The sequence below is a fragment of the Paraconexibacter algicola genome (genome assembly GCF_003044185.1).
In the GTDB taxonomy this organism is placed as follows: Bacteria; Actinomycetota; Thermoleophilia; order Solirubrobacterales; family Solirubrobacteraceae; genus Paraconexibacter; species Paraconexibacter algicola.
Map to the genome: position 1 here is coordinate 234,802 of NZ_PYYB01000001.1, position 22,249 is coordinate 257,050.

The 22,249-nt window shown below is 75.6% G+C and carries 23 protein-coding genes and 1 riboswitch; of the genes, 12 read left to right on the plus strand and 11 right to left on the minus strand.

The features are described from left to right. The first annotated feature begins 56 nt into the window (after positions 1-56). Complete coding sequence (locus C7Y72_RS01115) at positions 57-1,739, plus strand: VanW family protein (protein WP_107566783.1); 1,683 nt, start codon at positions 57-59, stop codon at positions 1,737-1,739. Positions 1,740-1,825: 86 nt separating this feature from the next. Here C7Y72_RS01115 and C7Y72_RS01120 read toward each other — a convergent pair whose 3' ends face one another. From C7Y72_RS01120 to C7Y72_RS01135, 4 genes are all read right to left on the minus strand, one after another. After that, the gene (locus C7Y72_RS01120; protein ID WP_107566784.1) at positions 1,826-2,371 is read right to left on the minus strand and encodes a hypothetical protein; all 546 of its coding nucleotides are present in this window, start codon (positions 2,369-2,371) and stop codon (positions 1,826-1,828) included. A gap of 64 nt (positions 2,372-2,435) precedes the next feature. Beyond that, complete coding sequence (locus tag C7Y72_RS01125) at positions 2,436-3,311, minus strand: ATP-binding protein (protein WP_107566785.1); 876 nt, start codon at positions 3,309-3,311, stop codon at positions 2,436-2,438. An 18-nt stretch (positions 3,312-3,329) separates the two neighbouring features. Beyond that, positions 3,330-3,857: a methyltransferase family protein gene (locus C7Y72_RS01130; RefSeq protein WP_199223820.1), complete on the minus strand. Its 528-nt coding sequence runs from the start codon at positions 3,855-3,857 to the stop codon at positions 3,330-3,332. 4 nt (positions 3,858-3,861) lie between these two features. Then, on the minus strand, positions 3,862-5,049 hold the full coding sequence (locus C7Y72_RS01135) for an acyl-CoA dehydrogenase family protein (protein ID WP_107566786.1): 1,188 nt from the start codon (positions 5,047-5,049) through the stop codon (positions 3,862-3,864). Between the two features lie 51 nt (positions 5,050-5,100). Here C7Y72_RS01135 and C7Y72_RS01140 point away from each other — a divergent pair, with 51 nt between their 5' ends. Beyond that, positions 5,101-6,273: an MFS transporter gene (locus C7Y72_RS01140; RefSeq protein ID WP_107566787.1), complete on the plus strand. Its 1,173-nt coding sequence runs from the start codon at positions 5,101-5,103 to the stop codon at positions 6,271-6,273. Here the strand turns inward: C7Y72_RS01140 and soxR are convergent. Both soxR and C7Y72_RS01150 read right to left on the minus strand, forming a co-directional pair. Then, on the minus strand, positions 6,239-6,691 hold the full coding sequence (soxR, locus tag C7Y72_RS01145) for a redox-sensitive transcriptional activator SoxR (RefSeq protein ID WP_107566788.1): 453 nt from the start codon (positions 6,689-6,691) through the stop codon (positions 6,239-6,241). The two genes, C7Y72_RS01140 and soxR, sit on opposite strands and share 35 nt — an antisense overlap. 78 nt (positions 6,692-6,769) lie before the next feature. After that, the gene (locus C7Y72_RS01150) at positions 6,770-7,636 is read right to left on the minus strand and encodes a MaoC/PaaZ C-terminal domain-containing protein (protein ID WP_107566789.1); all 867 of its coding nucleotides are present in this window, start codon (positions 7,634-7,636) and stop codon (positions 6,770-6,772) included. Between the two features lie 58 nt (positions 7,637-7,694). Here C7Y72_RS01150 and C7Y72_RS01155 point away from each other — a divergent pair, with 58 nt between their 5' ends. Beyond that, positions 7,695-8,621, plus strand: coding sequence for an alpha/beta fold hydrolase (locus C7Y72_RS01155; protein WP_107566790.1), 927 nt, complete (start codon positions 7,695-7,697; stop codon positions 8,619-8,621). Between the two features lie 11 nt (positions 8,622-8,632). Here C7Y72_RS01155 and C7Y72_RS01160 read toward each other — a convergent pair whose 3' ends face one another. Continuing rightward, the gene (locus tag C7Y72_RS01160; RefSeq protein ID WP_199223821.1) at positions 8,633-9,142 is read right to left on the minus strand and encodes a MarR family winged helix-turn-helix transcriptional regulator; all 510 of its coding nucleotides are present in this window, start codon (positions 9,140-9,142) and stop codon (positions 8,633-8,635) included. A gap of 71 nt (positions 9,143-9,213) precedes the next feature. On the opposite strand from C7Y72_RS01160, the gene C7Y72_RS01165 reads away from it, so the two are divergent. Then, the gene (locus tag C7Y72_RS01165; RefSeq protein ID WP_107566791.1) at positions 9,214-9,855 is read left to right on the plus strand and encodes an FMN-dependent NADH-azoreductase; all 642 of its coding nucleotides are present in this window, start codon (positions 9,214-9,216) and stop codon (positions 9,853-9,855) included. On the opposite strand, the gene C7Y72_RS01170 is transcribed toward C7Y72_RS01165, so the two are convergent. Together C7Y72_RS01170 and C7Y72_RS01175 are read right to left on the minus strand one after the other, a co-directional pair. Then, entirely contained in the window at positions 9,852-10,268 is a 417-nt protein-coding gene (locus C7Y72_RS01170; RefSeq protein WP_107566792.1) for a cupin domain-containing protein, read from the minus strand. The genes C7Y72_RS01165 and C7Y72_RS01170 overlap by 4 nt on opposite strands. A 26-nt stretch (positions 10,269-10,294) precedes the next feature. Beyond that, positions 10,295-11,734, minus strand: a complete 1,440-nt coding sequence (locus C7Y72_RS01175) for a S8 family peptidase (protein ID WP_146175208.1) — start codon at positions 11,732-11,734, stop codon at positions 10,295-10,297. A gap of 136 nt (positions 11,735-11,870) precedes the next feature. Here C7Y72_RS01175 and C7Y72_RS01180 point away from each other — a divergent pair, with 136 nt between their 5' ends. The 8 genes from C7Y72_RS01180 to C7Y72_RS01215 all read left to right on the plus strand — a co-directional run bounded on the left by C7Y72_RS01180 (position 11,871) and on the right by C7Y72_RS01215 (position 19,951). Then, positions 11,871-12,638: a PP2C family protein-serine/threonine phosphatase gene (locus tag C7Y72_RS01180; protein WP_107566794.1), complete on the plus strand. Its 768-nt coding sequence runs from the start codon at positions 11,871-11,873 to the stop codon at positions 12,636-12,638. Between the two features lie 52 nt (positions 12,639-12,690). After that, a complete protein-coding gene (locus C7Y72_RS01185; RefSeq protein WP_107566795.1) occupies positions 12,691-13,779 on the plus strand; it encodes a sensor histidine kinase in 1,089 nt (362 codons plus the stop codon). Beyond that, complete coding sequence (locus C7Y72_RS01190) at positions 13,767-14,423, plus strand: response regulator (RefSeq protein ID WP_107566796.1); 657 nt, start codon at positions 13,767-13,769, stop codon at positions 14,421-14,423. Before C7Y72_RS01185 ends, C7Y72_RS01190 begins: the two co-directional genes overlap by 13 nt. An 84-nt stretch (positions 14,424-14,507) precedes the next feature. Further along, complete coding sequence (locus C7Y72_RS01195) at positions 14,508-15,461, plus strand: acyl-CoA desaturase (protein WP_233243680.1); 954 nt, start codon at positions 14,508-14,510, stop codon at positions 15,459-15,461. A gap of 43 nt (positions 15,462-15,504) precedes the next feature. Beyond that, entirely contained in the window at positions 15,505-16,530 is a 1,026-nt protein-coding gene (locus C7Y72_RS01200) for a diguanylate cyclase domain-containing protein (RefSeq protein WP_107566797.1), read from the plus strand. 62 nt (positions 16,531-16,592) lie between these two features. Beyond that, positions 16,593-17,627 carry an NADP-dependent oxidoreductase gene (locus tag C7Y72_RS01205; protein WP_107566798.1) on the plus strand — a complete coding sequence of 345 codons (1,035 nt, stop codon included), beginning with the start codon at positions 16,593-16,595 and terminating at the stop codon, positions 17,625-17,627. Positions 17,628-17,645: 18 nt separating this feature from the next. Then, positions 17,646-18,326, plus strand: coding sequence for an HD domain-containing protein (locus tag C7Y72_RS01210; protein WP_107566799.1), 681 nt, complete (start codon positions 17,646-17,648; stop codon positions 18,324-18,326). Between the two features lie 84 nt (positions 18,327-18,410). Further along, positions 18,411-18,533: riboswitch (SAM riboswitch) on the plus strand. A 35-nt stretch (positions 18,534-18,568) separates the two neighbouring features. Then, positions 18,569-19,951, plus strand: a complete 1,383-nt coding sequence (locus C7Y72_RS01215) for an aminotransferase class V-fold PLP-dependent enzyme (RefSeq protein ID WP_107566800.1) — start codon at positions 18,569-18,571, stop codon at positions 19,949-19,951. 23 nt (positions 19,952-19,974) lie between these two features. Here the strand turns inward: C7Y72_RS01215 and C7Y72_RS01220 are convergent, their stop codons facing one another. Beyond that, positions 19,975-20,763: a heparan-alpha-glucosaminide N-acetyltransferase gene (locus C7Y72_RS01220; RefSeq protein WP_107566801.1), complete on the minus strand. Its 789-nt coding sequence runs from the start codon at positions 20,761-20,763 to the stop codon at positions 19,975-19,977. Further along, positions 20,756-22,030: a hemolysin family protein gene (locus C7Y72_RS01225; RefSeq protein WP_158276562.1), complete on the minus strand. Its 1,275-nt coding sequence runs from the start codon at positions 22,028-22,030 to the stop codon at positions 20,756-20,758. Before C7Y72_RS01225 ends, C7Y72_RS01220 begins: the two co-directional genes overlap by 8 nt. Positions 22,031-22,249: the final 219 nt, after the last annotated feature.

The following is a 22,249-nucleotide window of genomic DNA, read 5'->3' on the forward strand; positions in this document are numbered from 1 at the left end:
TTGCAGCCCGTGCCGTGCGGCACGCCCGCGGACGGACGTCCGGTAGAACCTGACCGGTGGCCGCCCCCGCCCCACGTCGCCCCCGCGTCCCGGTTCCGCTGCTCGTCCTCGCGCTGCCGGTCGCCGTCGTCCTGATCGCCGTGCTCGGCCTGCGCGTCGCCTACGCCGACCGTGCCCTGCCGGGCACCGAGCTCGCGGGCGCGTCGGTCAGCGGCAAGACCGAGGACGAGATCCGCACCGAGCTCGAGCAGTTCGCCACCCGCACGATCGTCGTCCGGGCCGGCGACCGCCGGCTGCGCGTCGACCCCGTGGAGGCGGGCTACGCGGCCAACATCGAGGCCACGCTCGACCGCGTCATGGACGCCGGTCGCGACGGGGCTCTCGGCGGCCTGCTGTCCACCGTCGGCGGGATCACCGGTCGCCACGAGGTCCTGATCGACACGCGGATCGACACGACCCGCCTCGACCGCACCGTCACGCGGATCGCGCAGAGCGTCGACCGCGAGGCCTTCCCGGGGGCGCTCGACGTCGACGCCGAGCTCCTCGAGGTCGGCGCGCGCCCGCCGCGCAGCGGCCGCGAGATCGACCGCGACGACCTGCGCCAGCGGCTGCTGCGCGCGCTGCAGACCGGCCGCCGCGACGTGCGCGCATCGGTGCAGACCACGCGCGTCGCGTCGCGCGCCGACGTCGAGCGTGTCGCGCAGGAGGCCCAGGACTACCTCGACGCCCCCGTCCGCGTGACCGGGATCGGCGAGCCGCTCACGCTCGAGGCCTCGAAGGTCGCGCCGATCCTGCGCCTGTCGACCGCCGGGGACGACGGCACCGTCAGCCTCGGCACCAGCGCCGCGGAGACCGAGAAGCTCGTCGCGTCGATCGCCGCCCGCCGCGACCGCAAGGCCCGCGACGCCGAGCTCTCCGCCCCGGGCCGCTCGACGATCGTCGACGGAAAGGGCGACGTGACATGGCGCCCGAAGCGCGCCGACGTGCGGGTCGTCCGCGACGGCCGCAGCGGCCGCGTCGTGCAGCGCGAGCGCAGCGCCGAGCGCGTCACCGCCGCGGTCCGCGCGGGCGAGCACGACATCGCGCTGGCCACCACCGAGACGAAGCCCGCCGTCGGGGCCGACGCCGCCCGCGGGCTCGACCGCCTGATCGGCACGTTCACCACCCGCTACGAGCCGGGACAGCCGCGCGTGACGAACATCCGCCGGATCGCCCGGACGGTCGACGGGACGCTCGTCGCCCCGGGCGCGACGTTCTCGCTCAACGGCCGGGTCGGGCAGCGCACCGAGGCCGACGGCTACGTCGAGGCCCCGTTCATCGCCGACGGCAAGATCGTGCCGTCGGTCGGCGGCGGCGTCTCGCAGTTCTCCACCACGCTCTACAACGCCGCCTACTTCGCCGGGCTGCGCCTCGACGCGCACATGCCCCACAGCCTCTACATCGCGCGCTATCCCCCCGGCCGGGAGGCGACGCTGAACTTCCCCGACATCGACCTGCGGTGGACCAACGACACCGACGCCCCGGTGCTCATCCGCACGTTCACCGACGAGACGTCGGTGACGGTCAGCCTCTACGGGGACAACGGGGGCCGTCGCGTGTCCGCGGACACCGGGGCGCGCCGCCCCGTCGCGGGCGGCGACTTCGCGATCACCGTCACCCGCGTGGTGCGGTACGCGGACGGGCGCGAGGTCCGCCAGCCGTACACCACGACCTACGACCAGCCCGCCGAGGGCGAGTGACCGCACCGACGTGCGGGCGCCGCCCTGCACGTCGCGGCCCGGAGCCGCCACAGACCCCGGACCACCGCGCAGGGCGGGTCGCCCGCTCAGGTCGTGCCGCCGGCCGCCGCGCCCTGGGCCTGCGACGGGGCCTGGGAGGCCTGCGGGTCGGTGCCCTGCGGCGGCCTGCCACCCGGGGGCGGCCCGGCGGGCGGACCGAGCTCGCTGAGCGCCTTGGCCACCTCGTCGGCGTCGAGGTCGAGCGCCTCGGCCAGGTCGGCGGCCATCGTCTCCGCGCTCGGGGGACCGCTGCTCGAGGACGCGTCGGGACGCGTCGAGGCCATCGCCGCCTGCAGCTTCGCGGTGCTCACGCCCAGGGCCGAGGCGAGCTCGCCGAGGTCGGGCGGCCCGCCGGTGCCGCCGGACGGCGGGGCACCGGTCGCGCCCGCGGGCGGCTGACCGCTCTGCCCGGACGGGGCGGCGGAACCCGCCTGACCGGTCACGGCGGGCGCCGCCTGCTGGGCGGCCGCCTGCGTGCCGGAGCTCGCGGCGGCGCCGCCCGCCCGGTCGTCGCCGGAGGCGCCGCAGCCCGCGGCACCGAACATCGCCGCGGTGCCGAGGAGCACGGCGGCCTTGCGCTTGATGGGAGACATGCGAGCAGCGTCGTGCCCGCCGGTGGGAGGAGCCTGGGCCGATCCTGCGAGCTTCCTGGGACCGTCAGCCGTCCGTCGCGAGCAGCTGCGCGCGCAGCGTCTCGCGGGCCGCGGGCTCCGCGAGATCGCCGCGGGCCGCCTGCGCCAGCAGCGCGACGGTCGCCTCCCCCGGGACCGGCCGGCCGCCGTAGCGCCCGCCGAGCCCCCAGAGCGCGACGGGGTCGCCGGCCGCGTCCTCGAGCGGCACCGCGATCCACCACCGCAGGTCCAGCCGGTCCCCGGGACCGCCCGGGGACCGCGGTCGCGACGCGTCGTGCTCGACGAGACGGGCGCCGCCCTCGCGCATGGCGGCCCAGGTCGCGGTCCCCGGCTTGGTCGGGGGCGGGGAGGTCGACAGCCAGGCCCCGAGCTCGGGGGCGTCGCGCACCTCGGCGGCGGCGCGACGCAGCACGCCCTCGCCGATCAGATCGATGCAGCTGACGTCGGCGACCGTGGCGAGCGCGAGCGCGCACAGCGGCACGAGGTCGGGCGCGGTCGGCGGGGGCGCGGGCCGCGCGAAGGTCATCCGCACGACGGTGCCGCGACCGTCGGGGCCCGGGCCGATGTCCAGCGCCTGCGCGTGCACGCCGACCGACGCGAGGCCGTGGCCGAGCCCCGGGGAGTCGTCACGCACCCCGAGCCCGACGCCGTCGTCGGCGACCGCGACGACCAGCCGCGGACCGTCGGCGCGCAGGGTCAGGCGGACGGTCCCGGGCTCGGGCGCGTCCCGGTAGGCGTGCAGGACGACGTTGCTGACGACCTCCGAGACGGCGAGCGCGACCCCGGCGACGACCTCGGGGGCGGCGCCCTGCTCGGTCGCGAACGCGACGGCCCGGCGGCGCAGGGCGCTCACCGAGGCCGGGACCGCCGGCAGCTCCTCGTCGGCTGCGTCGTCCGTCACCCCGGGGACCTTAGTGCGTCATCGCGTCGCGCCCGTCGGGCCCGGCGCGCGACCGCGGCGCGGTCGCGGCACCCAGGCGGGCGTCGCCGCCCGGTAGGCGTCGTAGGCCGGACCGAACCGCTCCCGCAGTCGCGGCTCCTCGTAGCGGCGCACGAGCAGCCCGAGCGTGCCCAGGTACGCGGCGACCGCGACGAGCAGCACCGGCCGGGCGAGCACGAGCGCCTGGCCGAGCACGACCACGGCGGTCGCGAGGTGCTGCGGGTTGCGGACCACCGCGTAGGGCCCGCCGGTCACGAGCGTGGCGGTCGGCGCGGCCGGGGTCGGGGTCCCCTGTCCGCGCAGCGCGAAGTCCGCGAAGCAGCGCACGAGCACCACCAGCCCGCCGACGATCAGCAGCGCCCCGGCGACGGTCAGCGCCGGCGAGGTGCCGGACCCGCGGTCCCAGCCGCCGGTGACGAGGAACGGCCCCAGGCCGGCCTCGAGCCCGGGACCGACGAGGAAGAACAGGGCGCTGCCGAGGACGGCGGCCCGCCGCGGCAGCGCCATCGCGTCAGTAGCTCTTCGGCAGCCCGAGCGAGTGCTCGGCGACGTAGTTGAGGATCATCTCGCGGCTGACCGGCGCGATCTTGTTCAGCCGCGCGCCCCACCACATGTCCGACAGGCCGTACTCGAGCGCGATGCCGTTGCCGCCGTGGGTTTGGATCGCCTGGTCGACCGCGTGCACGCAGGCCTCGGCGGCCGCGTACTTCGCCATGTTCGCCGTCTCGCCCGCGCCCTTCCAGCCCGCGTCGTAGAGCGCGCACGCCTTCTGGTTCATGAGCCGGGCGAGCTCGAGCTCGATCTTGCACTGGGCCAGCGGGTGCGAGAGGCCCTGGTGGGTGCCGATCGGCTTGCCCCACACGACCCGCTCGTTGGCGTACTCGGCCGCCTTCGTCAGCGCGCGGTCGGCGGCGCCGAGGCTGCCCGCGGCGGCCATGATCCGCTCCGGGTTCAGCCCGTCGAACAGGGCGCCCAGGCCGCCCTGGTCGCCGCCGATGAGCCGCTCCTCGGGCACCTGGACGTCGTCGAAGTAGAGCGTCCACTGCTTGTCCGGCAGGCGCAGCGCGGTCGGGATGTTCTCCTTGGAGAAGCCCGGCGAGTCGAGGTCGATGATGAACAGCAGCGGCAGGCCCAGCGAGCCGTCCTCGAGCTCGCGGCGGGCCACGACGAGCAGCGCGGTGGCGTGCTCCACGGCGGAGATGTAGGTCTTCTGGCCGCGCAGGGTCCAGGTGCCGTCGTCGTTGCGCCTGGCGCGCGTCGTGATGTTGTGGGTGTTCGTGCCCGCGTCGGGCTCGGTCACCGCGAAGGAGATCCGCTCGGTGCCGGTCGCGAGCCCGGGGAGCCAGCGGTCCTTCTGCTCCTCGTCGCCGTGGAGCATGAGGATCGATCCGGCGATCGCCGGGGAGACGACCATCAGCAGCTGCGTGCAGCCGTGGCGGCCGAGCTCCTCCTGGACGAGCGCGAGGCCGGTCATGCCGAGCCCGCCGCCGCCGTACTCCTCGGGGATGTTCACGCCCGTGAAGCCCTTCTCCGACAGCGCGTCCCACATCTCGGTCGGCGGGACGCCGCGCTCGTGGCAGTCGAGCATGTACTTCGCCCCGTACTTGGCGGTGACCCCGGCGACCGACTCGCGGAGCATCTCCTGCTCCTGGGTCGGCACGAGGCGGATGACGGGCTCGGCGGCGGTGGGTGTGGACATCGGGACCTCTCCAAGTCTCGGATACGTGACGGCGGCGTCATTCTGTCAGGCATGACCCCCTCGCCGGGCACCTGGCGCCGCGTCGCGCTCGGCATGTTCGCGGTCGGCTGGGGCGCCAACCAGTTCTCGTCGATGCTCGTCGTGTACCGCGACGAGCTCGGCCTGTCGTCGGGCACGCTCGCGGCGCTGTTCGGCGTCTACGCGCTCGGGCTGGTCCCCGGCCTGCTGATCGGCGGACCGGCCTCCGACCGCTACGGGCGGCGGCCGCTCGTCGTGGCGTTCGTCGCGCTGTCGCCGCTGGCGTCGCTGCTGCTGATCGTCGGTCGCGACGGCGCGGAGGGTCTCGCCGTCGCGCGGCTGCTCGCGGGCGTGTGCTCGGGGGTCGTGTTCGCGGCGGGGAGCGCGTGGGTGCAGGAGCTCTCGGCGGGCGCTCCGTCCGGGGCCGGGGCACGACGGGCGGCGGTGGCGCTGACCGCGGGCTTCGGCAGCGGTCCGGTGGTGGCGGCGCTCGTCGCGCAGGTCGCCGCGGCCCCGCGGGTGCTGGCGTTCGTCCCGCACGTCGTGCTCGGGGTCGTCGCGCTCGCCGTGCTCGTGCGCGCCGGCGGCGTGCCGGAGACCGCGCCGCCTGCGCACGGCCGGATCCGGATCGGGCTGCCGCGCGCGGTCCGCGGCGGCGCGTTCGTCCGGGTCGTCGTGCCGACCGCGCCGTGGGTGTTCGCGGCGGCGGCCATCTCCTTCGCGGTCCTGCCCGAGCGGGTCGGGGACGACGTGCCGGTGGCGTTCGCGGGGCTCGTGACCGGCGTGACGCTCGGCTGCGGCGTGCTGGTGCAGCCGCTCGCCCGGCGGGTGGAGGACCGCCGGCCGCTGCGGGCGGGCACGCTCGGCCTGGTCGCGGCGACGGCGGGCGCGGCGCTGGGCGCCGGCGTGCTGGCGCTCGGCGCGCCCGTCCTGCTGCTCGTATGCGCCCCGGTGCTCGGGGCGGCGTACGGGCTGTGCCTCGTGTCCGGGCTGCGGCTGTCCGAGCGCCTGGCCGCGCCGCAGGAGCGCGGGGCGACGCTCGCGGTGTTCTACGCGCTCACCTACGTGGGGTTCGGGGCGCCGTACGCGCTGACCGCCGTCGCGGGCCTCACCGGCGACGTGGGCGCGCTGCTGGCGGCGGCGGCGCTAGCGGCGGCGACCGCGGGCTGGGTCAGCCGCGTCCGGACGGACCGGGCGCCCACCTGACCGGCCCCGGGCCGTGCTCGGCGAGCCGGTCGCCGGGGTTCGCCAGCGCGCAGCGCGCGAGCGACAGGCAGCCGCAACCGATGCACTCCCCCAGGCCCGCCTTGAGCGTCTGGAGCTCGGCGATGCGCTCGTCGATCCGGGCGTCCCAGGTGGCGGACAGGCGGGTCCAGTCCCGCTTGGTCGGGGCCCGGTCGCCGGGGAGCTTCGCGAGCTCCTCCCCGATCTCGGCGAGCGTCAGCCCGATGCGCTGGGCGAAGACGATGAAGGCGATGCGGCGCAGCACCGTGCGCCGGAAGCGGCGGTGGCCGGAGCCGCTGCGCTCCGAGGCGATGAGGCCCTTCTCCTCGTAGAAGCGCAGGGCGGAGGCGGCGACGCCGCTGCGCGCCGCGACCTCCCCGATGAGCAGCAGGTCGGACATGCACCGCACCCTAGGACTTCAAGTGCGATTGAGCTCAAGGGGCGGCGGGCCGGACGAGGCGCGACCCGCCGCCGGCCCTCACTCCGCCGGGGCGAACTGCGCGAGGCCGTCCTTGATGACGACGTCGCCGGCGTCGTTGACGGTCTCGAACACGAGCGTGTCGGGCGCCGAGCGGTGCAGCGTCGTGGTGATCGTCTGCCCGGGCAGGGCGGGCCGGTTGAAGCGGACCGCGAGGCGCTTGAGCCGCGTCGGGTCCTCGGGGCTGCCGGTGCGGATCGCGGCCACCGACGTGAAGGCCATCGTGCAGAGCCCGTGGATGATGATGCCGGGGAGGCCGACGGACTTCGCGAAGTCGTCGTCGAGGTGGATGGGCATCGGGTCGCCCGACGCGGGCGAGTAGCGGAACGTCTGGTCATCGTCGAAGCGCTGCTCCACGACCGCGACCGGCTCGGTGCCGCGCACGTCCTCGGGGAAGCGGTGGTCGTCGGGCCCCACGCCCCCGCCCGCCTCGGCGATGACGCCGCGGAAGAACGAGGTCATCAGCTGCTCGCAGACGAGACCGCCGTCGGCCGCGTCGCGCGTCTCGGACTTCACGACGAGCGTGGTCCCGGACGACTTCGCCTGGATCCCGATGCCGGCGCCGCGGACGCTGAGCGTCATGCCCGGCGTGATCGGCCGGTGGAAGCGGAAGTCCTGCATGCCGTGCACGACGCGCATGAGCACCTCGTTGGGCACGAGCGTGCCGATCAGCGGGAACAGGCCCTCGAACGGCGGGACGACGTTGAAGACCGGCGAGGCGAGGTCCCCGGACGCGTGCTGGGGGATGTCGTCGTTGGTGGCTTGGGCGTAGGCGACGAGCCGGTCGCGCTCGACGACGAACTCGCGCGGCTCGGTCCACTGGTCGAGGGCGTCGACGTTGAAGGCGGTCGTGGTGGGGGTGCTCATGCGCGAACCTTACCGAGCATTCGTTCTGTATGTGGATCTTCCGTAGGATCCAGAGCGCATGCTCGGTTTCGCGACCTCCCGCTGGGTGCGGGCGCCCGACGGCACCCGCCTGCACGCCGCCGTCAGCGCGCCGCCCGGACGCCGGAAGGCGCGCAGCGCGATCGTGCTCGTCCACGGCTTCACGATGGACCACACGTTCTGGGACCGGCAGGTCGAGGTGCTGCGCGAGCACCACCTCGTCATCGCGATGGACCAGCGCGGGCACGGCCGCAGCGACCCCGCCGGGCGCGACGGCTGGCACCACCACGTCCTCGGCCGGGACGTCGAGGCCGTCGTGCGCGCGCTCGTGCCCGACGGCCTGTCGGCCACGGCGGTCGGGCACTCGATGGGGGGCATGGCGCTCATGGGCTGGGCCGCCGTGACCGCCCACGCCCCGCACGAGCGGCAGCTCGACGCGGTCGTGCTGGCCAACACCACCGCGCACGGCGTGCCCAACGGGATCGTCCTGCGGCTCCCGCCGTGGATCTCCGCGCAGTTCGTCTACGGGCTCGCCCCGCTCGTCAGCCTGCCGCTGCCGCTCGACGGTCGCCTCGCGCCCGTGGTCCGGCCGCTCCTGCGCCACCTCGCGTTCGGGGAGCGCGCCTCCCGCCGCGACGTGGCGACCACCGAGCGGCTGTTCTTCGGCACCGACCCGCGCCAGCGCGCGGACGCCGCCCGGTTCCTCTGGCGGCTCGACGCGCGCGACGGGATCGAGGCGCTCGCCGGGGTCGACGTCACCGTGCTGGTCGGCGGCCGCGACCGGCTGACGCCCGCCGCCCGCGGCAACGAGATCGCGCAGGCGCTCGACGCGCCCGTGATCCTGCTCGCGCGGTGCGGCCACCAGGCGCCGATGGAGGACGCGGGCGCGGTGACCGAGGTGATCCTCCACGCGGCCAACCAGGCCCGCCGGCTCGCGCGGCGACGCGCGCGGACGGCCTCCGGCTGACCGGGCCGCCGCTATCGATCCGCCCCGGAGACCTCCTCGGCGCAGGAGCTCTCCGCGGTCGCCCTCGCGGTCGCGCGCTGCAGCAGGCGGTGGAGCGTCGCGCGCTCCTTCGTCGTGAGGTCGGCCAGGACCTCGTCCTCCACTGCGGCGAGCGCGAACTCCGCACGGGCCAGCAGGTGCTGCCCGGCCTCGGTGAGCTCGACGACATGCCGGCGCCGGTCCTCCGCGGAGCGACGACGCAGCACCCAGCCGTGCTCCTCGAGCTCGTTGAGCAGGCCGACGAGGTTGGTGCGGTCGATCTGGATCGCCCCGGCGAGGTCCTGCTGGGCGATGCCGGGCGAGTCGCGCAGCACGGTCAGCGCGATCAGGTGCCGTGACCGCAGTCCCAACGGCTCCAGCGCGGCCTCGCTGCGCAGCCGCATCAGCCGCGCGAGGTGCACGACGAAGACGGCTGATCGGGGCGGAGCCTGGTTGACCACGGGGAGCTCGGTGATGGGCCCACGATACTCCCCGACCGCCATCCAGCGGTGTGCTACAACTCATTTGCGTTTCACAACACATCTATCTGACGCAAAGGAGTCCGAACCACGTCATGCCCCACCTCCTGCACATCGACTCGAGCATCCAGGGCGAGCGCTCGGTCAGCCGTCGACTCACCGCGCGCGCCGCCGAGCGCTGGCGCTCGGCCCACCCCGGTGGCACGTCCACCTACCGCGACCTCGGCGCCGCGCCCCTGCCGCATCTCGACAGCGACTCAGGGACCGCGCGCATGCTCCCCCCGGAGGCGCACACCCCGGCACAGGCGACGTCCTACGCGCTGAGCCAGGAGCTGGTCGGCGAGATCCTCGCCGCCGACACCATCCTGCTCGGGATGCCGCTCTACAACTTCGGCGCCCCGAGCTCGGTGAAGACCTGGGTCGACCACCTGATCCTGCCGGGAGTGGCGTTCGACCACGAGACCCAGGAGGGTCTGCTGGGCGACCGCGACCTGCTCGTCCTTGCCTCGCGCGGAGGCGGCTACACGCCCGGCTCGCCCAAGGAGGGGTGGGATCACGCCGAGACGTGGCTGCCCCATGGCCTCAGCATGACCGGGCTGCGGCCGCGCTTCATCACCGCGCAGCTCACGCTCGCCGACGTGAATCCGGCGATGGCCGATCTCAAGCCGCTCGCCGCCGAGAGCCTCGCGGCGGCCGAGCGCGAGATCGACGCCCAGTGGACGGGCGTGACGGCCTAGGAGAACTCCCAGCCGTACTCCCCGGCCAGGCGAAGGAGCTCTGGACCGTCGATCTGGGCGTCCTGCGACTCCTGCCCGATCGCCGCGAAGAACTCCTCGATCCCGGCGGGGGAGAAGATCACGACGCGCTCGAGCGGCTCGTCGCCCGCGGTTCCGCCGGCGTGCAGCAGACCCGGCGGCAGGTGCACGGTGCTCCCGGCGGGGACCTCCATCCGCTCGTCCTCTCCACCGAGCGCGAGCCACATGGTCCCGCCGGTCACGTGGATGGTCTCGGACTCGACGAGGTGTCGGTGCGGGGGCAGCTCCCACCCGGGCGGCGCCTCGTCGACCAGCAGCGTGAAGGCCCCGGCCGTGTCCTCTCCGGTCAGCCGGATCTCGGTCCGGACCCCGCCGGGCAGCCACAGGTCGTGCATGCCGGCGATCCTCGCAGGTGCGGGCGCTACAGCGAGCGCGCGCGCTGGCCCTTCGTGCGCTTGGCGAGCGTGACGGCGGCCGCGGCGTCGACGATCCCCCAGCCGAGCTCGCGGTCGTACCCGCCGCTGCGCCGCGCCGTCCCCTTGACGATCCGGATCACCTGGCGGGCCGTGAGCCGCTTGTTCGCCGCCCGCACGAGCGCGACGACCCCGGCGACCTGCGGCGTCGCCATCGACGTGCCGCTGAGGTACGCGTACGCCTGGCTGCCGCGGTAGTCGGCGCGGCAGCCGCAGGGCGGCACCGACGGGCCGAACACGCTGAACGATCCGGTGTCGAGGATCGTCGCGGTGCGCGGGAACAGGGAGAAGATGCCGCCGGGGCCCGGGGCGGTCCCCGCGGCGTCGTAGCGGAAGCTGCCGTAGGCGGCCACCGAGATCTGGGAGCCGCGCCCGGCGTACGCGGCGCGACGGCCGTCGACCGTGGCGGCGGTGACGACCAGGCCCCGCCCCTGGGCGATCTTCGAACCGGTGCCGGTCGGCTGCAGGTAGTTCGCCGGATCGCCCTGCTCGGTGACGGCCTCGTCGGCCGCGGCCGCGACCATCACGACGTCGCGGTCCAGCGCGTAGTCGATCGCGCGGCGCAGCACGGCGGGGGCGCGCGGGCGGTTGTTCGCACCGAAGCTGAAGTTCAGGACGCGGGCCCCGGCCTTCACGGCGGAGACGATGCTCGCGGCGACGCTCGTGTCCGACAGGTCGGTCTTCACCACCACGAGCCGGCAGTTGTAGCCCGCGCCGGCGATCCCGGTGCCGTTGCCCGCGTCGCCGCAGGCGAGCCCCGCGACGTGGGTGCCGTGCCCCTCCTCGTCGGTGCGCGCACGGTCGGACGTCGCGTGCTCGTCGATCGCCCGCACGACCTTGCGCTGCAGGTCCGGGTGGTCGACGTCGGCGCCCGAGTCGATGACTCCGACGCGGATGCCGCCGCCGCGCGCGACGCCCCAGGCGGTCGGCAGCCGCAGCCCGTAGGCCCACCACTGCACCGGCGTCCCCGGGTCCGTCCCGGGGGCGCCCTCGGCATCGATCAGCGCCGGGTCGTTGGGCAGGACGTCGGCGCGGTACGCGAGCCGCCGCGCGACGGTCTGGACGCTGTCGACCCCGGCGGCCCGCCGCAGGCCGCGGGCGACGCCGGCCGCGTCGACTCCGGTGGCGACCTCGAGCTCGGTCAGGCCGATCTCGGGCACGCGGCGCACGACGCGCACGGCGGACGAGGCGGCGGCCCGCGCGGTGGTCGTCGTGGCGCCGGCGGTGGCGCCGGGCTCGGCCAGCACGCTGAGCCGGGTGCCGGCCTGCGCAGGGGTCGTGGCGGCGAGGCCGAGCAGCAGCGCGGCGGCGACGGTGCGGGCGGCCCGCCGGGCCGTGGCGGGCGGCGGCGGGACGCGACGGCGGACGGTCGACGGCGTGGGACGCACCCCCACAGTCTGCCGTGCCGGGCCGCGCGACGGCGCCGATAGCAGCCCCGGCGACGATCTTCGGACGGAGGGTTCGAGGTCGCACGCTCGGGGAACACTCAGCGGACTCCCGCACTTCACCGCCACCCTGATCCCCATGGCCATCCTCCCCCACGCGCTGACGCCCCGGACCCCGCCGGCCCCCGGCACCACCCCGCTGCGCGTGGTCGCCCATGGCGCGCGCAGCGTCCGCGGGCTGCGCCGGATGCGCAACGAGGACGCGGTCCTCCTGGCCTCCCCGCTGCTGGCGGTCGCCGACGGCGTCGGCGGGCACGCCGGCGGGGACGACGCGTCCGCACTGACGGTCGCCGCGCTGCGCCGCGCCGTGCCGGACGGTGCGGTGCGCGATCCCGAGGACGCGCTGCTCGACGCACTCGACGAGGCGAACGCCGCCGTGCGCGCGGCCGCCCGCTCCCGGCGCGTCGAGGGCATGGCCAGCACGGTCGTCGCCGCGCTGCTCACCGCCGAGGGCGTGACCGTCGCCCACGCCGGGGACAGCCGCGCCTACCTCTGGCACGACGGCCGGCTCGAGCGGCTCACCGACGACCACTCGCTCGTCGCCGTGCTCGAGGCACGCGAGCAGATCACCGAGGACGAGGCCCGCCGTCACCCGCTGCGGTCCTCGATCCTGCGGGCGATCGGGCTCGACGACGAGCTCCGCGCCGACGTCGACACCGTGCCGGTCGCGCCGGGCGACGTCCTCGTCCTCTGCACCGACGGCATCAGCGACCAGCTGACCGACGCCGAGATCGCCGACGTGCTCGCCTCCACGACCGACCCGGACGAGGCCTGCGACGTGCTCGTCGCGCTCGCGCGCGAGACCGGCGGCGACGACACGACCGTCGTCGTCGCGCAGCTCGGCTGACGCCGGGGCGGCGGCGGGCCCCCGCCGCGGCCCGTCCTGGGATGATCGGCGCATGTCCTCGGTGGCCGGCGACCTCACGGCGCAGCAGCCCGAGCGCCCCCCGCGCCGCGGACGGCTGACCGGCCTGCGCGACGCGCACCCGGGCGCCCTGATCTCGGCCGCCGGGCTCGCCGTCGTCGTGGCCGGGCTCGCGTGCACGCTCGTCTGGGCGCTGCTGGGCGCGGACACGACCTACTGGCCGGTGTGGGTGTGGATCGGCGGCGGGGCGCCGGTCGCGGCCGCCGCCGCTGTGCGGGTGTCGTGGCGGATCCCGGCCGGACCGGCCCGCTGGGCGAGCGCGCACGCCGGGGTCGGCGCGGTCGCGGCCACGCTGCTCGCGTGCATCTGGCTGCTGACCGGCGGCGGCTTCTGGCTGGCCTGGGTCCTCTTCGGGATGGGCCTGGCGCTGTCCGTCCACGCGCTGCTGGCGTTCGCCGACCGGCTGCCGCCGCGACCGCGCGAGAAGGTCCTGTCGGCGCGCGTCGACGAGCTCGTCCGCACCCGCCGCGCCGCGCTCGACGAGCAGGCGATCGCGCTCGCCCGCATCGAGCGCGACCTCCACGACGGGGCGCAGGCCCGCCTGGTCGCGCTGAGCCTCGCGCTCGGCCGGGCCGAGCAGCGCCTCGGCGAGGACCACGACGCCGCCCCCCTGGTCCGCGACGCGCGCCGCGAGGCGACGGCGGCGATCGCCGAGCTGCGCGACCTCGCGCGCGGGATCGCGCCGCCGATGCTGCAGGAGCGCGGGCTCGTCGCCGCCGTCGAGGCGCTCGCGCACCGCTCCTCCGTCGCGGTGGACGTCCGCGGAGCGCTCCCCGACCGGCTGCCCCCATCGACCGAGCGCGCCGCGTACTTCGTCGTCGCCGAGTCGCTCACCAACGTCGCCAAGCACGCGCCCGACGCGCGCGCGACCGTGTCGCTGTTCGCCTCCGACGGCGCGCTGTGGGTCGAGGTCGCCGACGACGGCCCCGGCGGCGCCGACCCGGCCGGCACCGGGCTGCTCGGCCTGCGCTCCCGCGTCGAGGCGCTCGACGGCCGCCTGACCGTCACCGACCTGGACCCGACCGGCACGCGGGTGCGTGCGGAGCTGCCGTGCGCGTCGTGATCGCCGAGGACCACGTGCTGCTGCGGGCGGGGATCGTGGCGCTGCTGGCGGACCACGACATCGAGGTCGTCGCCGAGGTCGAGGACGGCGAGGGCCTGCTCCGCGTGCTCGGCGGGCACAAGCCCGACCTGGCGATCGTCGACGTGCGGCTTCCGCCGACGTTCACCGACGAGGGCATCCGCGCGGCGATCGAGGCCCGCCGGCGCTGGCCGCAGCTCGGCGTGCTCGTGCTCTCGCAGCACGTCGAGGAGGCGTACACGTCGGAGCTGCTGGCCTCCGGCGGCGGCGGGCTGGGCTACCTGCTGAAGGAGCGCGTCGCCGAGGTCGCCGACTTCGTGGATGCGGTGCACCGCGTCGCCGACGGCGGCACCGCCCTGGACCGCGAGGTCGTCGCGCAGCTCGTGCGCCCGGCCGAGCGCGTGCAGGACGGTCGCCTCGCCGACCTCACGCCCCGCGAGCGGGACGTGCTCGGCCTCATGGCGGAGGGCCGCTCCAACGCCGCGATCGCCCGCGAGCTCGTCGTCACGGCGGGCGCGGTCGAGAAGCACGTCACGAGCATCTTCGGAAAGCTCGACCTGCCGGCCAGCTCCGACGACCACCGGCGCGTCCTCGCCGTCCTCGCCTGGCTGCAGGACCAGGGCTGAGCGGGACGGCACCGGGGGTTACCCCCACCCCGGCCGGTGGCACCCCCCATCGCTGCGCCGCGCGGCCGCCGCGACGATCCGCTCGTGTCCCTGATCGAGTCCGCCCCGCCCACGAGCGCGTCGCCGGCCCCGGCACGCGACGACGTCCAGCCCTGCCACAACGAGACGCTGGACCGCTTCCTCACCGGCCTGGTCACCGGCATCCCGATCCTCGCGCTCGGCATCGTCGGCTGGCAGCTGTGGAACTCGCTGCTGCACGTCAGCGACCTGATCGTGCTGGCGATCATGTACGTGATCACCTGCCTGGGGATCACCGTCGGCTTCCACCGCCTGTTCACGCACCGCAGCTTCAAGACGGGACCGCGCACGCGCGGCGTCCTCGCGGTCATGGGGATGATGGCGATCGAGGGCCCGGTGATCTCCTGGGTCGCCGACCACCGCAAGCACCACGCGTTCAGCGACCACGAGGGCGACCCGCACTCCCCGCACCTGCACGGTCACGGCCTCAAGGGCGCGCTGCACGGCCTGTTCCACGCGCACGTCGGCTGGATCTTCATGCACGACCAGCGCGGCTCGCACGACCGCTACGCCCCCGACCTGCAGGACGACCCCGTCGTCTCCTGGGCCAACGGCAAGTTCTTCTACTGGGTGCTGCTGGGCCTGGCGCTCCCGTTCGGCCTCGGCTGGCTGATCGGCGGCTCGCTGGCCACCGCGCTCACCGGCCTGCTGTGGGGCGGCGCCGTGCGGATGCTGCTGCTGCACCACGTCACCTACTCGATCAACTCGATCTGCCACGTGTTCGGGCGCAAGGCCTACGAGTCCGACGACGAGTCCCGCAACGTCGGCTGGCTCGCGCTGTTCTCGATGGGCGAGTCGTGGCACAACAACCACCACGCCTTCCCGACCTCCGCGCACCACGGGCTGCGCTGGTACCAGGTCGATCTCTCGGCGCTCGTGATCCGCGGCATGGAGCGCGTCGGGCTCGCGTGGGACGTCGTGCGCCCCAGCGCCGAGCGGATGGCCGCCAAGCAGCGCTGAGCGCGCGCTCAAGCAGGCCGGGGGATCTGCCGATCCTCCGGCCATGCCGTACCCCGTGCCCAGCACCGAGGGCGCCCGGATGGCCGTGCTCGAGGACCTCGAGATCCTCGACACGCCGGCCGAGGCCCTCTACGACGACGTCGTCGCGCTCGCCGCGGCGATCTGCCGCACCCCGATCGCGGTCGTGAACCTCGTCGACGCGGACCGGCAGTGGGGCAAGGCGCTCGTGGGACTGCCGAGCTCGGAGGCCCCACGGGAGCAGTCGTTCTGCGCGCGCACGATCGTCGCGCCCGACGGCACCATGGTCGTCCCGGACACGCTGCAGGACGCGACCTGGGCGCAGAACGCGATGGTCCTCGGCGCCCCGCACCTTCGCTTCTACGCCGGCGCGGCCATCCACGCCGACGGCCAGCCGGTCGGCACGCTGTGCGTCGCCGACAGCACGCCGCGCGAGCTCGACCCGCAGGCGCTGTCGGCGCTGCAGGTGCTCGCCCGGCAGGTCTCCGCGAACCTCGAGCTGCGGCTGCGCTCACGCGAGCTGCGCGCCGCCAACAGCGAGCTGCGACGTCTCGCCGTCCAGGACCCGCTGACCGGACTGGCGAACCGCACGCTGCTGCTCGACCGGCTGGAGCTCGCCCTGCGCGTCCGCGCCCGCGCCCGCTCCGGTGGCGCGGTCGGGGTCCTCTTCGGCGACCTCGACGGGCTCAAGCACGTCAACGACACCTACGGCCACCAGGCCGGCGACGAGCTGCTGCGCGCGGTCGGCCGGCGCCTGGCCCGCCGCGCCCGCGGGACCGACACGGTCGCGCGGATCGCGGGCGACGAGTTCGTGATCGTCTGCTCGCGGCTGCCCGGGGAGGCGGAGCTCACCGCGGTCGGCGAGCGCCTGAGCACCGGAGTCGCGGCGCCTGTCCCCGGCCTGCCCGACGAGATCGTCCCGCGGCTGAGCTTCGGCGCCGCGATCGCCCGTGACGGCGAGGACGCCGCCGGGATCCTCGCCCGCGCCGACGCCGCCATGTACGTGGCCAAGCAGGCCCGGCGCGCGGCGCGCGTGCTCGTCGCGGACTGACGGCCCGCGGGTTGTGGCCGCGCCCCAAGCCGGGCGCGACGGCGGCTCGTAGCGTCGCCGTCATGGTCGACCGCACGAACCGCTGCTACCGCCTGCGCCGCCGCCCGGACGGGCTCGTCACGCCGCAGGACCTCGAGCTCGTCGAGGAGGGGATCCCGCCGCTGCGGGACGGGCAGGCGCTCGTGCGCACGAGCTGGCTGTCGGTCGACCCGACGAACCGGATCTGGATGAGCGACCTGCGCGGATACCTCCCGCCGGTGGCGATCGACGCGGTGATGCGCGGCCTCGGGATCGGCGAGGTCGTCGAGTCGCGCCGCGACGACTTCCCGGTCGGGGCGCACGTGACCGGCATGCTCGGCTTCCAGGACCACTGCCTCGTCGACGACGCGCTGCTGGAGGCACCGCTGACCGTGCTGCCCGACCCGCTGCCCGCGCCGCCGCAGGCGCTGCTGGGCGCGCTCGGGCACACCGGCATCACCGCCTGGCTCGGGATCGAGGACATCTGCCGGCCGGCCGCCGGGGAGACCGTCGTGGTGTCCGCGGCTGCGGGGGCCGTCGGGTCGATCGCCGGGCAGCTCGCCAAGGCGCGCGGCGCCCGCGTCGTCGGGCTCGCCGGGTCCCCGGAGAAGTGCCGGCACGTCGTCGAGGACCTCGGCTTCGACGCGTGCGTGAACTACAAGGACCTCGACTGGGCCGAGCAGCTCGCGCGCGCCACGCCGGACGGGGTCGACGCGGACTTCGAGAACGTCGGCGGCGAGATCATGGACGCGGTCCTGCTGCGGCTGAACATCGGGGCGCGGATCGCGCTGTGCGGGATGATCAGCGAGTACAACGACTACGGCCCCGGCGGGGGTTCGACGGTCCCGGGCCAACGGGCGATCGGCCAGCTGATCATGCAGCGGGCGACGATGACCGGCTTCCTCGTGCTCGACCACGCGGCCCGCTTCCCCGAGGCGATCGCCGCGCTGGCCGCGCTCGCCGCGGAGGGCCGCCTGCGCTGGACCGACACGGTGGTCGACGGGTTCGAGTCGACGATCGACGCGCTGAACCAGCTGTTCGCCGGGGCGAACACCGGCAAGCTCCTCGTGCGCGTCTGACGCGTACGCTCCCGGGGCGTGCCCGAGTCCTACACCGACGCCCCGTTCCTCACCGGCCGCTTCGACGACGCGCTCGCGTACGCGGCCGCGCACCACGCCACGCAGCTGCGCAAGGGCACGCCCGTGCCGTACGTGGCGCACCTGCTCGCGGTGGCGTCGCTCGTCCTGGAGATGCACGGCGACGAGGACGAGGCGATCGGCGCGCTGCTGCACGACGTCGTCGAGGACGGCGGTGGCCGGGAGGCGCTCGCCGAGATCGAGGAGCGGTTCGGGGGCCCGGTCGCCGCGATCGTGCTCGCCAACAGCGACCGGGTCGACGTCCCCGACGACGAGGACGGGGACCCGCGCGACCGCGGTGCCGCCTGGTACCGGCGCAAGGTCGCGTACGTGCGCGCGTTCCCGGAGAAGTCGCCGGCCGCCCTGCGGGTGTCGCTGGCCGACAAGCTCCACAACGCCCGCTCGATCCTGCTGGACTACCGCACGCACGGGGACGACCTGTGGGCGCGGTTCAAGCAGGGCCAGGGTCTCGCGACGCGCGTCTACTACCGGGAGATCGCGCTCGCCTTCGAGCGCGAGGAGCACCGCATCGGCGCGGCCGCCCGGCCCTACGTCGGGGAGCTGCGGCGGGTCGTCGACGCGATCACCGCGCTCGCCGAAGAGCATCAGGGGCCCGACACGCGGGTCGGGTTCGACGGCTGACGGCCCGCGGTCGCGCCGGCGCGCGTCCGACACTTGTCCACTGGATCGGTGCAGTTCGTCGCCGGGTGCGCTACGCTCCCTCGCGGTCAAGAGCGCCAGCGTCAAGCCCCGGCTCGCTGGCCGGCAACCCTCCAACCGCGGTGGGGTGCCCCGGGTGAGGACCAGGCCGCACAGTCGTCCCCGGACGGTCTGTGGCAAGCGCGGACCCCGACGTGGGTCCGGACCCATATCGAGGAGCTCGCATGACCCCTGTCGTCCCCGTCGTCCCGTCCCGCCCGCTGCTGCCGGTGGTCGGCGCCGACCTGCCGCTGCCCGTGCTGGGCGGCGGCACGCGCCGCCACGTGCACCTCGACCTCGCGGCGACCGCGCCCGCGCTGCGGGCGGTCGCCGACGCGGTCACGGCCGCGCTCCCCTGGTCGGGCAGCGTGCACCGCGGCGCCGGCCTGCCCTCGCAGGTGGCGACCGCCCGCTACGAGGAGGCGCGCCGGGAGATCGGGACGTTCGTCGGCGCACGCGAGGACGACGTCGTCGTGGTGGTGCGCAACACGACGGACGCCCTGAACCTGCTCGCCTCGGCGGTCGCCGCGCGCGGCGGCGAGGTCGTCGTCGTGGACGTCGAGCACCACGCGAACCTGCTGCCGTGGCGCACGGGCGCCCACCGCCTCGTCCCGGCGGCGACGACCGTGCAGGAGACGATCGCCCGGATCGCCGCGGAGCTCGCGCTGCGCCCCGCCGCGCTGCTCGCGGTCACCGGCGCGTCGAACGTGACCGGCGAGGTCCTGCCGCTGGAGCGGCTCACCGCGCTCGCCCACGCGCACGGCGCGCGGATCGCCGTGGACGCCGCCCAGCTCGCCCCGCACCGGCGGATCTCCCTGGCCGCCTCGGGCGTGGACTACGTGGCGTTCTCCGGGCACAAGCTGTACGCGCCGTTCGGCGCGGGCGCCCTGGTCGGACGGCGGGACTGGCTGGACGCGGCACCCCCGCACCTCGCGGGCGGCGGCGCGGTGGTGGAGGTCCGCAGCGACGGCACCGACTGGGCGGCCGCGCCGCAGCGCCACGAGGGCGGCACCCCGAACCTCGTCGGCGCCGTCGCGCTCGCCGCCGCCTGCCGGACGCTCGCCGCGCTCCCGGAGGGCGCGCTCGAGGCGCACGAGCGGGCGCTCCACGCGCGGCTGCTCACCGGGCTGGAGGCGCTGCCCGGCGTCGCCGTGCACCGGCTCTTCGACGACGCCGACGACGCGATCGGGGTCGTCGCGTTCACCGTCGACGGGCTCGCTCCGGGCCTCGTCAGCGCGGTGCTCGCGGCCGAGCACGCGATCAGCGTCCGCGACGGCCGCTTCTGCGCGCACATCGCTCTGGAGCGCGTGCTGCGCCGGCCCGAGGGCGCGGTGCGGGCGAGCCTCGGCGCGTGCTCGTCGCTCGCCGACGTCGAGGCGCTGCTGGCCGCGGTCGAGCGGCTCGTCACCGAGGGGCCGGCCGGCGAGTACGTCCGCTGCGACGACGGCACGTGGGCCCCCGCCCGCGACGACCGCACGCTTCCCGAGCCGCTGGTCGCGGGTGCCACCGCGGGCGGGTCCCCGTGCACGGCCGCCGCGGTCGACGCCGCCGGCGTGCTGACGGTCTGAGCCGCGGCGGACGGGCGGGCGGGTCAGCGGGGGTCCAGCGGCGTGCCGGTCGCGACGAGCGCGCCCGCCACGAGCGCGATGAGGATCGGCTGGTGCACGAGGTAGATCGTCAGCGACCGGCGGCCCGGCGCGCCCGCCGCGTGCGCGCGCGGCGAGCCGTCCCCGAGCCCGCGCAGCAGCGCGCGGCGCTCGCCGCCCGGGTAGAGCAGCGCGCCGAACGCGACGCCCAGCAGGCAGGGCCCGATCCACGGCAGCAGCGGCACCCAGTCCACCCCCGTCTCCCCCGGGTCGAGCCCGATGACCATCAGCGCGGACTGCGCGCTCGACGTGCCCTGGAGGGCCAGGCCGGCCGCGACCGCGGCGACGCCGAGGACCGCGTTCCAGTGCCGCAGGCCGACGAGCCCGGGCAGGACGACGAGGTGGGCGACGGCGATCAGGTGCAGGATGCCGAAGCGCACGAGCTCGTCACCGAGCGCGATCCCGGTGGCGACGGAGACCGCGAGCGCCCCGGCGGCCACCTGCAGGCCTCGCGGCACACCGCTGCGCCAGCGCTCGCGCGCGTCGACGCCGCGGGCCCGCAGCCGCGCGTCGCGCACCCAGAAGCTGAGGCCCACGACGGTGAGGAACGTCGAGGCGCACGCGATCTGCAGCGCGCGCCAGCCACCGTCGTAGGGGTTCGGGGCGACGTCGGGGGCAAGGAAGCGGATGTCGTAGACCAGGTGGTAGACGACCATCATCACGATCGCGGCGGTGCGCAGGAGGTCGATCTCCCACAGCCGCGCGCGGCGCGGCGGGGCGGCGGGCTCAGTCACGGGCGGCGACGTCGGTGAGGACCGCGACCTCGGTGATGCGGGTGCCGTCGACCGCCTGCACGGTGATGCGGGAGCCGTCGAACTCGACCACGTCGCCGGGGCGCGGCCGCCGCCCGAGCCGCTCGAACACCGCGCCGGCCACGGTGCGCGCGGACGTGTCCCCGAGGTCGAGGCCGAAGTGGCGCTCGAGGTCGAGGATCGCGGTGGCGCCGGGCATGACGAGCGCCCCGTCCTCGCGCTCCTCGACGCCGGGCAGCTCGGGGTCGTACTCGTCCTCGATGCTGCCGACGAGCTGCTCGAGCAGATCCTCGAGCGTGACGATCCCCGCGGTGGAGCCGTACTCGTCGACCACGACGGCGAGCTGCTTGCGGCCCGCGCGCAGCTCGGCGAGCAGCGGGCGCAGCGACTTGGACTCCGGCACGACGACCGCGGGGGTCGCGACGTCGCCGACGGCCGTGTCGGGGTCACGGCGCTCGGCGGCGAGCAGCTCGCGCACGTGGACGACGCCGACGAGCCGGTCGATCGACCCGTCACCGACCGGGTAGCGCGTGTGCGGCTGGGCGACGTGCTGGTCGAGCGCCGCACGGACGGTCTGCTCGGCGTCGAGCCAGCGCACGTCCCGCGCCGCGACCATGACGTCGCGGGCGTCACGGTCGGCGAAGTCCAGAACGTTGTGCAGGAGGCGCTCCTGGTCCTCGGCGATGACCCCGGAGCCCTCCGCCTCGTCGACGAGCTCGCGCAGCTCCTCCGGGGACTGCACGCCGTCCCCGGCGGTGACGTCGTGGACGCCGAACGGCCGCAGGACGAGCAGCGAGGACTGCCGCAGGACCCAGACGACCGGGCGGAACAGGCGGGCGAGCAGCTCGATCGGGACGGCGATCCGCATGACGAGCGCCTCGGCGCGGTCGAGCGTCAGCGACTTCGGCACGAGCTCGCCGAGCACGACCGACAGGTAGGTGACGCTGCCGAAGGCGATCAGGAACGCCAGCCAGCCGGGCACGCCGTCCCCGAGGACGTCGCGGACGATCGGCTCGCCGAGCGCGCCGGTGAGGATGCCGAGCATCGTGATGCCGACCTGCACGGTCGAGATCACGCGCACCGGGTCGTCCATCAGCCGCAGCGCGGCGGCGGCCCGGCGCGAGCCCTCGGCGGCCGCGAGGTTCAGCGGCCCGCGTCGCGCGGTGACGACGGCGTACTCCCCGACGACGAAGAACGCGTTCGCACCGACGAGCGCGAGCACGGCGAGCAGGCCCAGAGCGTCTTGCACTGCCCGCAATGGTAGTGGCCGCCGCCCGACGCCCCGGGGGAGCGACGGCGCGCGCCCGCCCGCGGGACGCGGACGGGCGCGGACAGGCGATCGAGGCCGGGGGCGTCAGTGGGCGAAGACCGGGTCGCCCGACGTGGCCTGCGCCGGGACGCGGGACCCGTCGAGCACGAGCGCGGAGACGACGGCGCCGACGAAGAAGATCCCCGCCGCCCACCAGAA